Genomic DNA, 13,699 nt, shown 5'->3' on the forward strand with positions numbered 1-13,699 from the left:
CTGACCGGTAGCAACTATCGACCCGGCAATCGGCGATAAGGTTCAGCGGTGACTATCGCTCGTTTCCCTGTCGTTTTCCAGAAAACGGCGATCCGTACCTGACCGCTCGTCTCTGTATTCTGCCGGTTCGACGAAGCAGGTAGGCGGTGCGCCGTTAGCGTTGAGCTGGTTGATCAGCGTCGGCTGGCCCTGGTCGTTGAACAATACCTGGCCCACACCCGCCGAATTCCACAGCCGTTCACCCGCCTTGCTGTGTTCTGGCGTACGCGGTATGACTTTCATCAGGCGACGTTTGGTGAACCAGTTCAGCGGCGAACGCGGTGAGTATAACCACCGATTCAACCGATCAAAAGTATCCAGTAAGCGTCGGGGGAATTCATTTTTGATACCGCTGCTGGTGACTTGCCAGATGCGCGGGCCGCCACTGCGATGCCGGATAAGGATTTCGTAAACGAACGAGTAATGAACGTCCCCCGACAGGATCACGTAATTGCCCGGCGTTCGGGAGTGGCGAAAGATGTTCAGGATCACTTGGGCCGCGCCACGATGGGCCATCCAGTTTTCCGCATCCACCAGCAGCGGGTAGCCGCACCAGCTGAAAACGCGCTGGATTGCCTCGATCAGCTTGACCCCGAAAATCGGGGCCGGTGAAACGATGATGGCTGATTTGTGATCAATCAGCTCCTGCTGCAATTCGCAGAGCGCTTCCCAGTCCATCAGGCCGGAAGGGTGGTTGAAGTTCGACTGGCTGCGCCAGCGACGCGTGCGGGTATCCAGCACCACCAGCGCTGGCGTCGTGGGCAGCACATAATGCCATTGCTGGAATTTCAGCAGTTGATCGATCAGCGCGTCCTGGGTCTTGCTCTCCAGCTGGTTGTCACGGCTGACCGTTTCGTCACTCAGCCTCCGTGCCTGCCCGACAAGCTCGTTTAGCGCATCAGGATTGTTACCCCAGCCCTGACACAACAGGTAGGCGATCAGAGCGTTGCCAATGATGCGTTTCGAAAACGGATGACCGTAGGCGGTCTCTTCCCAGTTCGCCGACAGGTTCCAGTCGTCCGTGATGTCGTGGTCATCGAACATCATCATGCAGGGCAGGTGCGCCATGGCTCTGGCGACGCTGCCCAGCCCGGCCCTGAAATCATCGATCACCACCTGTTCCCGGGCATAACGCTCACACTCTTTCGCGTCGAGCTGTGGCATGTCCGGTGTGACGAGGGACCAGGGCACCGGCGACCAGACCAGCAAGTACATCGCCATGACTTCCGCCAGGGTCACCAAATGGTTGTCCGCCGTGGCGCTGGTGAACACCGGCTTACTGGTACCGCCGAAAAAGCGATCACGCAAGGTGTCGTTACTTTTAAGCGCGGGCAACAGGTCGGCGCGCTGGTAATAGCTGGCCGGATGGTCATACAGACTCTGGCTGTCGTCGACCACGGCGCCTTCCAGCCTCTCGTCGAACAGGCCCAGACGGTCGATCAGCGAATGAACCTCACGCAGCACGGGGCCTGCAACGTCGTCGGCGTAGACCTGATCACCGCTCATCATCAGCAAGGCCGGACGTTGTAGCGGATCAAGTGTGTCCGCCAGCAATTGATCGACACAGAGCAGCCCATCGACAGAACCATGATGCGGCTTGCGGCATGAGCCGTGGAGGATGTGGTCGATCTTGCTGCGCACCACGAAGTTGGGGTGGCTGGCACCGCTGTAGAGCAAATGGGGCGCCCAGTCGGCAATTGCGGTCTGCTCGTCTTCTATATACAGGTCGTAATCGATCAGCCGGTCCTGCGGCAATTCGCTGTCCAGGCGCACGTCGATCAGATGGATGAATGCCCGCTGGCCCATCGCGATGATCTGGCATTGCTGTTCATCGAGCGGATAGTCCGTGAACGCAGCATCCGCCTGTTCATCAACCCGCAGGCGCAATGTCAGCGGCAACGGACGCGAGCCCACCAGCCACAACACCAGGCGATTGGCTTCCTGTCGGCGCAGCAGCGGGCCGGCAAGAACGGCGGGTAACGAATCATGCGGTGACACGGGCGAGGGGAACATCCTGGGGGCGGGCTCTGACGGAATAATTGCTGGAAATAGTAACGCAGCGCAGGTGGAAAGTTCCTGTTACACAAATCCGCATTGCTGTCAGCATGTTTCAAGGACAAGCACGCGCCCGGCAGTTGGCCAGAAAAATCTGACGTTTCCACGAAAACTCTCGCTCAAAGACTCCAGCGGTTTCGCACATTGCCGATAGAGCTTCTTACAAGGAGCTTCAGGTCGATGCATGTACGCATCTGTAATGGAGCCTTACCCAGCTTTCTCGACCAAGGATCCTGTCATGAACTGGTTTTACAACGCCAAACTGTCCACCAAGCTGTTCATCTCGTTTGCACTCTGTGCGCTCATCACGCTCGTGGTAGGCATCATCGGCAGCCAGGGCATCGGCGACCTTTCGAACAGCCTAAAGCTCACGTTCTCCAATAACCTGGTGTCGGTTGGCAAGACCAGTGAAACCAAGGCCAATGCCATCGCCCAGAACCGTGACCTCTACCGCCTGCTGTCGACAGTGGCCGCCAACGCGCCTCAAAGCGTCAAGGATCAGGTCGTCACGAACTTGCGTGAAAACCGCGCTCAGGCGGAAAAAGCGTATGCCGCCTATCGAACCACGCCACTGGAAGATGATGAGCGCGCCGCTGGTGATCTGATGGACAAGGACTGGCCTGCCTATCAGGCTGCGATTGATCGAGCCGTCAGCGTGGCCTTGGCTGGCGATGTTGGTGCGGCAAGAACGCTGGTGGACGGAGAGGTTCGTGACATCTACCTCAAGATCATGAATGAGCTGAACATCATGGTTGACTCCAACGCCCGGCAAACGGGCGAGGGCGCAGTCGCGGCCGGCAAGACCGAGTCTGCTGCCAAGCTCAATCTGTACATCGGCATTGGCGTGGCGTTCCTGGCCGCCTTCCTCCTCGGCCTTTTCATCAGCCGCGTGATCAGCCGACCGATTGCGTCCGCTCTGGTCAATGCACAGCGCATTGCCGGTGGCGACCTGACCCAGTCGATTGTCAGCCTGCATCGTGATGAAGCCGGACTGATGCTGTCCGCGCTCGGCGACATGCAAAACAGCCTCAAGAACACCATCGGGCAAATTTCCAGCGCTGCAGACCAGCTTGCCTCGGCCGCCGAGGAACTGAACGCAGTCACAGAAGAAAGCAGCCGAGGCCTGACGCGTCAGAATGACGAGATTCAATTGGCGGCTACCGCTGTCACGGAAATGACCGCAGCGGTCGAGGAAGTGGCGCGCAACGCCATCTCCACCTCCGATGCGTCGAAGCTGACCAGCACCGAGGCGGCGACCGGTCGTGATCAGGCACGCGAAGCCGTGAACGCGATCAACACGGTGAGCACCGAGATCAGCAGTTCCACCGCGATGGTTGAGGAACTGGCTGGACGCGTTCGCGAAATCGGTCAGGTGCTGGACGTGATTCGCGGCATCGCCGAGCAGACCAACCTGCTGGCCCTCAACGCGGCCATCGAAGCCGCACGTGCCGGTGAACAGGGCCGTGGTTTTGCCGTGGTGGCTGATGAAGTGCGTGCTCTTGCAGCCCGTACTCAGGCATCCACCGGTGAGATTGAAGCGATGATCGGCAGCGTACAGAGCAGCGCCGATCAGGCCGTTCGTGCGATGGGCAACAGTCGTACGCTGGCCAGCAACACTCAGTCACTGGCCCAGGCCACAGGCCAGTCGCTGGAACGCATCGCCCAGAGCATCGCTGAAATCAACGACCGCAACATGTTGATTGCCACGGCGTCGGAAGAACAATCCCACGTTGCGCGCGAAGTGGATCGCAACCTGATCAACATTCAGGACCTGTCCACCCAGACCGCTGCGGGCGCCAACCAGACCAGTGCATCGAGCCAGGAACTGTCGCGACTGGCGATTTCGTTCAACAACCTGGTGGGCAAGTTCAAGGTCTGATCCTCGAACGCGGTGGCAGCGTTTCACGACGCTGCCCCGGTCCTTCAAACGGCTTGAACGTCCAGGCGCTTCTGAAAGAAGAAGCGCTTGTGGCCGGGCGGGTAGTCTTCTATCTGCCCGAACTCGCTGAAGCCGTGATCGCGATAAAAGTCCGGTGCCTGGAAGTCGAAGGTGTCCAGCCACATCCCGACGCAGCCTCTCTCCATGGCCAGCTCTTCGGCCATTTGCATCAGGCGCGAGCCTGTTCCCTGACCTCGGGTCTGTTCGGGCACGACCAGCAGTTCAATGAACAGCCAGCGATAAAAGAGGCGGGCGTGCAAACCGCCGATGATGTCGCCTTTTTCATCCCGCACGAGTAACGCGATCTTTTCCGATTGCCCGTCACCGGCCTGTTCAGCGTTGTAGCGCCTCAAAGGCTCGAGGATGGCCAGGCGATCTTCTTCCGTAGGCTCGTTTTTGACTTCGATATGCACGCCCATGCGCTGACTCCCGTCCGTTGATCTCAAACCGGCAGAGTAGAGCGGCGGTCAGCCGGGGTAAAGCACGGAAGGCGCGTACACCTGCGCTTGAGGGTCAGGCTGAGCGGATACAGTTACGACCGGCATGTTTGGCAGCGTACAGCGCAACGTCGGCGGCATTGATCAGTTGGTCGGCCGTGGCCAGCGGCGCTACGGCCGCGGCGACACCCAGGCTGATGGTGACCAGCGCGCCTTCGCCCTGTGCCGGATGAGGCAGCTTGAGCGTTGCCAGTGCAGCTTTCATGATCTCGGCAAGTGCCTTGGCCTGGCTGACGTCGGTGTTGACCATCAGGATCAGAATCTCTTCGCCGCCATACCGAAACGCCACGGCGCCATGTTGCTGGGCATTCTGCTGGATCACCTGACTCATCAACTTCAGACAACTGTCGCCTTGAGGGTGGCCATAGTTGTCGTTGTAGGATTTGAAGTGATCGATATCCAGCAGGATGAAGGCGACGTTTGTGGGCGTCTCTCGGGAGCGTTCCCAGATGGAGCTCACCAGCTCGTCCAGATACCGTCGATTGAACAGCCGTGTCAGCGCATCGGTACGCGCAACTTCCATCAACTGGACATGCAGCAGCCGTCCGCGCAGCGCGAACAGGTAGCTCAGGCGTGCGCCTCGCTCCAGAAAGTAGGAAGACATCAGCAGCAGTGCAACGGTAGACACGAATAGCAGGGCATTGGCCTGCCAGGTCAGGAAATCCGCAAAATCAGCCACATAGGTCGTCACCAGTTGAATGCCCAGCATGCTTAGCGTTGCCACGGTGGCGTAGCGAAACGGCAATTGCTGAATCATGGTGCAGTAGACCATCACCAGCAGCATCCCCAACTGGTAATGGAGCTGGTGCGGGCTTTCGCTGTAGGTCATGACCACCATCGGCATCAGCGAGGACAGCACGGTGGCGACCGCTGCGGTTGTTTCCAGCGCACGACGGGATGTCATGCGCTGGATCAACAACAGCAAGGCGATGAACATTGGAGTGATCACGCACAGTCGGCCGATCGCGACGTAGAAGAACATGTCGCGCAACATCAGCCAGTCGCTGAGCAGGTACAGGTTGTAGATCAGACCGCCGCCGATGCCGACCGCCGTAATGAACCGACGCCGCTGGTGCAGGGTGTCTGCTTCGTAGCGTCGTTCGAGTTCACGGCTGAACCGCAGCGTGCCCACTCCGCAGGCAATGGTTCGCTCAACTTCGGCAAGGGTCTGCGAGTCTTCCTGGGTCGGGCGATCAAGGGCGGGAGTGAGCATGTGGCACCGGGTTCATCACATCGAATCCATTAGGACAGCGCTCGAGATGTCTTAGTGCCACTATTCGTGGCGTGGGGTGCAGATAAATAAAATAAATGTTCGTGCCAGTGATTCCCAGGGCTGGCGACGTGCTGACGTCAGCCCAGGCTCATGTGTTACGTCACAGCATAAACCATCAGGCTCCGCCCACTTTGAAAATGGCAACCTTTTGTGCAAGTCGATCTGCCAGCTGTTCCAGTTCCATGCTGGCAGACGCGACCTGCAGGGATCCGCTGGCGGACTTGACGGTCGAGTCGTGAATGCGTGTGATATTGACCGCGACGTCTTCGGCTACGGCGCTCTGCTGGACAGCCGCGCTGGCGATCTGAGCGTTCATGCTATTGATGGCACCCACTTCCTGACTGATCCTTGTCAGGGCGCTCTGAGCATCGCGAGTCTGCGAAACCGTCTGGGTCACCCGCTCACAGCAGTCACGCATGGTGAGTGCGGCGGCTTGGGTTCCGCTCTGCAAGCGCCCGATCATCTCGCGAATTTCCTGAGTCGATTCCTGAGTGCGAGTCGCCAGCGAGCGCACCTCATCGGCCACGACCGCAAAGCCTCGTCCATGCTCTCCGGCGCGGGCGGCTTCAATGGCGGCGTTCAGGGCCAGCAGGTTGGTCTGCGAAGCGATGGAGTTGATCACCTCGATGACCGTCTCGATCTGCTCACTGTCCTTGGAGACCTGTTCGACCGTTGTGGTGGTCTGCCCCAGCGTCACGGCCAGCTCTTCGATTGCCTGAGTGGTGCCCGCAACCAGACGATTGCCGCTCTCGACCTCGTTGTCGGCCTCACGAGTGGCGTTTGCGGCTCTGGAGGCATAGTTGGACACCTCACTCACCGACGCCGCCATCTGCTTGATCGCCGTCGCAACCTGTTCGGCCTCACGGGTCTGCAGGCTGATGTGATCGTTGTTGCGTGTGGAGGTTGCCGAGAGCTGGCTGGAAGAATGATTCACCTCCTGCGCCGCCTTGCGTACCTGGGTAATGGTGTCAGCCAGCCGAGCGAGCGCGGTTTTAAGAACACCCATGACGCTGTCGGGGTAATCAGTGACGATGGTCTGCTGCAGGTCGCCCGCAGCCAGCCGCCGGATCGCCTCGGCGACCTCGACAGGTTCTGCGCCCAGCGTGGATTTCACGAAGCGAATAATGACGGTCGCCATAATGATGCTCAGCAGCAAGGCCGCACCGGTCGCCAGCAGCATCAGACCGGAAAACCGGCTGGCAGTGGTCTGCACCTCATTGAGCTGAGCCTTGATCGTGGCTTCTTCGTAATCGATCAGCGCATTGATGCGCTTCAACCATTCGCTGTAATCACCAGAGGCGCGACTCAGCAACAACGCCTGAGCGCCCGCAATGTCGCCAGTGCGGCGCAAGTCGACCACCGCTTTGCTGGACGCGAGGGTCTTCACTTCGATTTCCTTGATAGCGCGCAGCAGCTCCTTCTCTTCACGCGTCACCCCGGCATGACCGATCAACTGGTCCATGGGCTGCGCGGAGTCGGTATAGGCCTGCTCCAGACTCGCCACCTCGGCCAGATGAAACGCAAGATCCCGGTCGTTATTCACCAGCACCGCATCGCGCACGGCAATCGCCCGGTTATGGACACTGCCCCGGAAATTGATGGCGTAACGCTGAATCTTTGCCGCGTTGTCACTGACATCCTGCAGCGTGGAATCGATGACACCCACACGCTGCATGCCGACGGCTGTGATCAGAACAAGCAGCGACACGATGGCGGCAAAGCCGAGACCGATGCGGGTAGCGAGGCGGACGGGTGTTTTCATGATCAGGGCTCGGATTTTCGGGAGGGTCAAGTGGTGATGGCGATGGGGCATCACTTGATAGGTGCGACCATACGTGAGGGGAGGCGATTGGACTATTAAGAATATGTAACCTGATCGTTAGCTTTTAGCTATTAAACGTTTTCTGTCGATAGTCGAGCGAGCGATGTTTATCAGAATTCAGATCGTGATCGGGCAGGCGTAAGGAGAGGATAAGCGGGGGACGAGCAGGGGGCTTCAAGGACGCCCAGAAACAAGAAAGCCCGCACTAGGCGGGCTTCTTGTTGAACTTGGTGGCTACACAGGGACTTGAACCCCGGACCCCAGCATTATGAATGCTATGCTCTAACCAACTGAGCTATGTAGCCAAGTGGCGCGCATTATTCGCGCAGAACGGATATGTGTCAAGCGTCTGTGTGAAAAATAATTGCGTACGATCAACCGGTTAGGTGGCGGCTTTCTTCTGGAGCCCTTTTATCGGGGCTCTCAGCGGTACAGATCCCGGAATGGATCGGGCTCGTTCAAGTCCATGAATTCGTCAAAGTCATCGTAGTCCAACGCCAGGTCCCGCTGGAGCTTCAGCCAGGCCTTCAGGGTTTTCGGCTCGGTGAGCAGGGTCAGTTCATCACGCAGATGCCCTACGTGATCACGAACGACGTCAACATGCTTTGTGCACTTGGCAATAACGGTCTTGGGTCGGATGTCCGTATCGGGTTCCATCAGGAATCGTTCTCTGATCATCATCTTGCGGTCGTGAATCTCATCCTCGAGTTCGGTCAACTGGTCGCGCAGTATCAGGTTGAAGTGCTTGAGGCGCTTCTCGGAGATGTTGTCGATGTGTTCCTGATCGATCTGCTCGATTTCCATCTGCATCTGCAGCAGCGCGAGCAGATCGTTTCGGGCATAGGCGTCATTGACCCTTTGCATGAGCGCAGTCTTGCGGTCTCGCTCGGTGGCATCCTGTTCGCGATCCGGATGCAGCGCGCTGGCCAGCTTGCGATAGATTTCGCGCACCGACTGGCTGCTCTCCGCCTGTTCCTGTTCGCGACGGATGTCGCTGGCGGACGGCTTTTTGGGTTCCTGATTGACTTGCGCCTCTTCGTCCTGAGCTTTGAAGTGTTCACCGAAAAGGTGGATGACGTCTTCTGGTGAATTCAGATCAACATCGTCCCCCAGATCCACTCCCAGTTTTTCCTCCAGTGACGCGCGCAACATCTCGGCGGCCTCGCGTTCATCATCGTCGTAATCGTTACCGGTGTACTTGAAGTACAGCTGTTTCAATTCCTCCTCACGCCCTTGAGCCATGAGTCCTGTGATGAGTTCGAAGATGATCTCTTGCAGTGTGGCGCGGTCTTTCTTGCTCAAACGGAACTGATCATGCGCCTGGTCAAGCAGGCGCAGTCGATCCAGGTCGTTTTCTTCCTGCTGGATGAACAGAGGAAGCAGCTCGGCGTTCCAGATCTGCTCGGAAGTGGTCCAGACTTCAAGCCACTGCTGGAGCAACGTACGCTTGGTTTCGAGCTTCTCCATCAGCGCATTGAATTTCTTCTGCTCTTTGCTCAACTGGGGCCTGGACGGCTGCGCGACGACGCGTGGCGAAGAGAACGGTGTGGTCATGGTGAGGCCTCCCTGGATAGGCGATTGGGTGGGCCGAGCCTTCGGCTGTTTGGGGCGAAGTTTACTTTTTCAGGCGGGTTTTCAGAATGAATAATTTGTGGATATAGGCACCCTTGGGTGCCGTGGACTCGGTCCGGTTCTTGCTTGAAGGAAGGTGAAACGCCAATTACGAGGCTTTTCGCCACAAAAAAGAATAGGCATCCGCGCTTTTCGTACCAATGTGAAGCGATGTGTATCGCCATTGAATCAATAGCATGGCATTTTGCCGCTATCGTTTTTTCGAAAAAGACACCGCTCTGCTTTTTTTGAAAGCGTGAGGTGTTCACGGGGAGTCGCTGGACATGAACAGTATTCTGTCGCCGGGTATGCGCCTGATGGGGCATTTCGGGTTTGCTCGCAAGTTTCAGCTCTTGTTTCTGCTGTTCATGTTGCCGCTGGTAGGCAGTGGGTGGGTGATCGCGACCGATTACCGAAACAAGCTCGCGGTGATTTCGGGGGAGCAGTCGGGCGTTCGGCAGTTGCTGGCCCTTGATGACCTGAACGTCGAGCTGGCGGCACAGCGCGACCACGCTGCGCGCTGGAAAGCGGCGGATATCCTCAAGGAACCGACCCCGGAAGCCAAAGCTGCCATGGCCAGCGTAGATGCCGGCAATCCGCGCATCGCCAAGGCGCTCGAAAATCTCGGCACTGCATTGAACGCCGAAAGTGCTCCCATCGACACGATGAACCGCTACAAGACGCTTCAGGCCTCCGTTGCAGGCATGGACACCGCTTCGTTGCGGACCGTCGGCTGGTGGCCGGATGGCTATGACCGCTTTACCACTGCTCTGAGCAACGTTCAGGCGTTGCGCGAGCAGATCGCCATGGACAGTGGGCTGATTCTCGATCCGTGGCTCGAGACGTACATGCTGATGCAGCTTTCCACGCAGCAGGTGCCAGACCTCATCGAGCGTATCGGTCGCATGTCCAGCATCGGCCAGACCTCGGTCGCCTCCGGCCAGTTCAGCCTGCAGAGCCGTTTGCAGATGCGTGACCTGCGCAGCCGCATCGACGACGCGAAAGACCAGATGCACAAGGCGGGCGCCTTGCTGATGTCCAAGCTGCCGGCGCAGATGCAGCCTTGGGCGGAGCAGTATTCGCAGGTCACGCAGGTATTGAACACCGAGCTGAAAGTGCTTGATGAAGGGATGTTTGGCGGGACTATCAAGCTCAAGCCGCAGGAGTTCGAGCGCAGCATTGATGCGCTGACTAAAAGCGTGGGTGACTTCCGTAACCATTCGCTCAAGGCTCTCTACGATCGACTCGACTACTACCACGACGCGTCCAACATGGAGTTCATTCCGCTGGCGGTGGTGTTCGGCGTTCTGATGTTGCTGGCAATGTATCTGTTTGCCTGCCTGCAGGCCTCGATTCGAAGCAGTGCCAGCGGCATCACCACCCTGGCCGAGTCGCTGCGGGACGGTAATCTCTGCGTGGAGGTTCCGGTTCAGGGGCGCGACGAGCTTGCAGCCATCAGCCGTGCGCTGAACGTCGCAGTCGTTCAGTTGCGCACCAGCCTGCTGGGCGTCAATCAGGAAACCGTTCGCGTCGGTGATGCGGTACTGACGCTCAATGCCCAGTCCAGCGGAACGCTTACCGAAGTTGAAGACCAGCAACAGCAGATCAGTCAGATCGCTGCCGCTGCAACCGAACTGGCAGCCACTTCCCAAGGCGTGGCCAGAAGCTGCGAACAGGCCTCTGCCAGCGCGCGACACACGCGCCAGATAGCCGAACAAAGCAGCCAGGACAGCCAGCGCACAACCGATAGCATCCAGCAGCTCAACCAGCGCCTGACCGACACAGCCGCCGCGCTTGGTCGCGTCAGCGAGCAGGGCCAGCAGATTCAGTCAGTGGTAGACGCTATCCGCGGCATCGCCGAGCAAACCAACCTGCTGGCGCTCAACGCTGCCATCGAGGCTGCGCGAGCGGGCGAGCAGGGTCGTGGCTTCGCAGTTGTCGCTGACGAAGTGCGCAGCCTGTCGCAACGCACTCAGGCCTCAACCGCACAGATTGCCGGGACGGTAGACAGCCTGCGTGCGACCGTGACCCAAGCGGTCAACCTGATGGAGGCCGCTTGCGGGCAGGCAGTCAATGACGCGCGCTCGGTCACAGGCCTCGGCGAGCGACTGGGCGAGATCGCCACGGCAGTGCAGGGCGTGACTGACACGCTGGTGCAGATATCAACAGCGGTCGAGGAGCAGGCGTCAACGGCAGACGAAGTCAGCAGCAATATCCAGCAGGTCGATCAGGCTGCGGGCCGCTTGCTTGAAGGTGCTCGAGCGGTGAACAGGGCGGCGGATACGCTGAGCCAGGGGAGCCAGGCGTTGAGTGGGAATACGGCGCGGTTTCGGTTGGGGTGAGTGGCATTTGCATGCTTCATTCAAAAGACAGCCCTTTTTGGGGCCGTTTTTCCCTGTTTTATTGCTTTGAATCAAAAAAGTTGGATAGGCGGGTGCGCATCCGTTCATTTGGTGACTGACGGAAGTCGAGACAACGCGTAAAATGCGGGCCTTTTGCAGGCGACGGTTTCTTGAGAACTCAGCTCACCCAGCCGCATGGGGCGCACGACACTGGCCTTCCACGCGTCGCTATCCTTATGTGCACCTACAACGGTGCCGCCTACCTGAGTGAGCAGCTCGATTCTTTCTTTGCGCAAACCTTTCCCAATTGGGTCTTGTACGTATCTGACGATGCATCTACGGACGAAACCCACCACATTCTGGCTGACTACCAGGCGCGCTGGGGTAGGGATCGCATGGTCATTTTCAAAGGCCCTTGCAACGGCTTTGCTGAAAACTTTATCTCCCTTGTCCAGCGGACTGAGATAGAGGCCGATTACTTCGCCTTCAGTGATCAGGATGATGTCTGGTTTGGCGACAAGCTGGAGAGAAGTGTCGCTTGTCTCGATCCTCTTGGTGAAAGTACACCCGCCCTTTATTGTTCCAGAACCAGGCTGGTCGACGCTAACCTAAATATAATCGGAGTTTCCCCGCTGTTCCGTAAACCCCCCTCGTTCAGAAATGCACTGGTCCAAAGTCTGGCTGGCGCTAATACGATGCTGATCAATCGGTCCGCACGCGATTTGCTGATGCGGCTACCGCACAAGCCACCTTTGATTGTCCATGACTGGCTGACCTATCTGTTGGTAACCGGGTGTGGCGGCTACGTCTTTTACGATGCTGATCCAACCCTTTACTACCGTCAGCACGGCGGCAATCTGATCGGTGCCAATGCAAGTACTCGTGACAGGCTGCTTCGTTTGCGCAAAATGCTGTCCGGCCGTTTCATCGTATGGAACGATGCGAATGTTTCGATTCTCAGAGGTATGGAGCAGTCACTCACTGGAGAGAGCCGGGCATTGCTTGACCATTTCGACAATGGTCGTAGGTCGGGCTTTTTCCAGCGCGTGTCAACATTCAGGAAAGCCGGTTTTTACCGGCAGACGCTACGAGGAAACATGAGTCTTGTTTTGGCTGTTTGCCTGAGGAAGGTTTAACAAAACCGTTTCGATAGCGGCTCGCTCAGCTTCTGCCTGGGCTCTTTGCATCGTTGATGCTTACCTTGCACAGGGAGGCTGCCATACAGGCAATGACAAACAGCAGTTTATCCCTTGGTCGCCTGCGGCAGTGCCTGGCCTGGAAAGCCAGCCCGAGAAACGCCGTTTTTCCTTCAAGCCTTAGCCCCTGGGTGCCTCCCGTCAGATCGTTTATAAGCAATACCTGTTCGGGCCACCATCCGCCCAGAATCTTTTTCAGACGGTTCGCGAAAGCCGTTATTCCGGTATTCGCGCCAACCTGATTACCGGCATGCTGGCGATAGTCCATCCCTGGCACGGGGTCGATAAACCATTTGAAGTCATGATTGCGAGCGTAGGCATAGCAATACCAGTCGTGCAAGGTGATGCGCTGACAGGGTTCCCAGTTTGCTACCAATGACGCTTTGAATGCGTCTGCCAGGCGACGATTCATCACGTACGTGCAGCCTGGCCCTGCTGCTTCGAACGCATGGTCCCAGCGAGCCTGAGGCTGAGCCTTGTCGACAAGCATTCTCCTGCCATCTGGCCAAAAGGCGATCACGTTGCTGGAGTAAGCGTCGTAGTTGCCCGACACCATGGCAGACGTTGCTCTTTGCAGCTTGTCCGAATACCAGATGTCGTCCTGATCGGAAAATGCCACGTAATCAAACGCTGACAAATCTACATCTCTGATCAATCGGAAAAAGTTGCGGGACGCCCCGCCAAAGGGGGCGGCGGTCGGGAGCAGGGTGACATTTATGTTGCGCTCTGCATAAGCCAAGCAAAACGACTCAGTGCCGTCTGTGGATGGATCGACACTGATGAATACGCTGACGCAGGTGTTCGTCTGCTTGAGGATGGAGTGAAGTTGTTCCGCTATCCACTCCATTCCGTTATAAGCGGCCAACAGTACGGCTACCTTGGGATGATTGACGCTCATACTGTCGACAGCCTTGCGGTACGGAGT

General features: G+C 57.9%; 7 protein-coding genes, 1 tRNA gene and 4 pseudogenes. 4 read left to right on the forward strand and 8 right to left on the reverse strand.

Translation table 11 applies throughout. The features are described 5' to 3' along the window. Positions 1-42: 42 nt before the first annotated feature. Positions 43-2,052, reverse strand: a complete 2,010-nt coding sequence (locus tag AC0IXS_RS19255) for an alkaline phosphatase D family protein (protein WP_471825464.1) — start codon at positions 2,050-2,052, stop codon at positions 43-45. Positions 2,053-2,332: 280 nt separating this feature from the next. On the opposite strand from AC0IXS_RS19255, the pseudogene AC0IXS_RS19260 reads away from it, so the two are divergent. Next, a pseudogene (locus AC0IXS_RS19260) lies at positions 2,333-3,115 on the forward strand (MCP four helix bundle domain-containing protein); the annotation flags it as partial. A gap of 261 nt (positions 3,116-3,376) precedes the next feature. Next, a pseudogene (locus AC0IXS_RS19265) lies at positions 3,377-3,973 on the forward strand (methyl-accepting chemotaxis protein); the annotation flags it as partial. Positions 3,974-4,017: 44 nt separating this feature from the next. Here AC0IXS_RS19265 and AC0IXS_RS19270 read toward each other — a convergent pair. The 6 genes and pseudogenes from AC0IXS_RS19270 to AC0IXS_RS19295 form a co-directional block, all read right to left on the reverse strand. Then, complete coding sequence (locus tag AC0IXS_RS19270) at positions 4,018-4,452, reverse strand: GNAT family N-acetyltransferase (RefSeq protein WP_122690963.1); 435 nt, start codon at positions 4,450-4,452, stop codon at positions 4,018-4,020. Positions 4,453-4,546: 94 nt separating this feature from the next. After that, complete coding sequence (locus AC0IXS_RS19275) at positions 4,547-5,743, reverse strand: GGDEF domain-containing protein (protein ID WP_191954730.1); 1,197 nt, start codon at positions 5,741-5,743, stop codon at positions 4,547-4,549. A gap of 175 nt (positions 5,744-5,918) precedes the next feature. Beyond that, positions 5,919-6,434 (reverse strand): annotated as a pseudogene (locus AC0IXS_RS19280) (methyl-accepting chemotaxis protein); the annotation flags it as partial. Between the two features lie 618 nt (positions 6,435-7,052). After that, positions 7,053-7,616 (reverse strand): annotated as a pseudogene (locus AC0IXS_RS19285) (MCP four helix bundle domain-containing protein); the annotation flags it as partial. Between the two features lie 237 nt (positions 7,617-7,853). Then, positions 7,854-7,930 (reverse strand) — tRNA-Met (locus AC0IXS_RS19290). Between the two features lie 118 nt (positions 7,931-8,048). Beyond that, on the reverse strand, positions 8,049-9,179 hold the full coding sequence (locus tag AC0IXS_RS19295) for a J domain-containing protein (protein WP_191958063.1): 1,131 nt from the start codon (positions 9,177-9,179) through the stop codon (positions 8,049-8,051). A gap of 1,379 nt (positions 9,180-10,558) precedes the next feature. Here AC0IXS_RS19295 and AC0IXS_RS19300 point away from each other — a divergent pair. Further along, a complete protein-coding gene (locus AC0IXS_RS19300) occupies positions 10,559-11,578 on the forward strand; it encodes a methyl-accepting chemotaxis protein (protein WP_407072026.1) in 1,020 nt (339 codons plus the stop codon). A 170-nt stretch (positions 11,579-11,748) separates the two neighbouring features. Further along, the gene (locus AC0IXS_RS19305; protein WP_081021758.1) at positions 11,749-12,714 is read left to right on the forward strand and encodes a glycosyltransferase family 2 protein; all 966 of its coding nucleotides are present in this window, start codon (positions 11,749-11,751) and stop codon (positions 12,712-12,714) included. Between the two features lie 25 nt (positions 12,715-12,739). Here the strand turns inward: AC0IXS_RS19305 and AC0IXS_RS19310 are convergent, their stop codons facing one another. Continuing rightward, on the reverse strand, positions 12,740-13,672 hold the full coding sequence (locus AC0IXS_RS19310; protein ID WP_057409448.1) for a glycosyltransferase: 933 nt from the start codon (positions 13,670-13,672) through the stop codon (positions 12,740-12,742). Positions 13,673-13,699: the final 27 nt, after the last annotated feature.

Source organism: Pseudomonas sp. AC016 (genome assembly GCF_979253365.1).

Bases quoted from the DNA above. Each gene is read 5' to 3' on its own strand.
- AC0IXS_RS19295 (WP_191958063.1), bottom strand. From the start codon at position 9,179: ATGACCACACCGTTCTCTTCGCCACGCGTCGTCGCGCAGCCGTCCAGG.
- AC0IXS_RS19300 (WP_407072026.1), top strand. From the start codon at position 10,559: ATGTATCTGTTTGCCTGCCTGCAGGCCTCGATTCGAAGCAGTGCCAGC.
- AC0IXS_RS19310 (WP_057409448.1), bottom strand. From the start codon at position 13,672: ATGAGCGTCAATCATCCCAAGGTAGCCGTACTGTTGGCCGCTTATAAC.
- AC0IXS_RS19255 (WP_471825464.1), bottom strand. From the start codon at position 2,052: ATGTTCCCCTCGCCCGTGTCACCGCATGATTCGTTACCCGCCGTTCTT.
- AC0IXS_RS19275 (WP_191954730.1), bottom strand. From the start codon at position 5,743: ATGCTCACTCCCGCCCTTGATCGCCCGACCCAGGAAGACTCGCAGACC.
- AC0IXS_RS19270 (WP_122690963.1), bottom strand. From the start codon at position 4,452: ATGGGCGTGCATATCGAAGTCAAAAACGAGCCTACGGAAGAAGATCGC.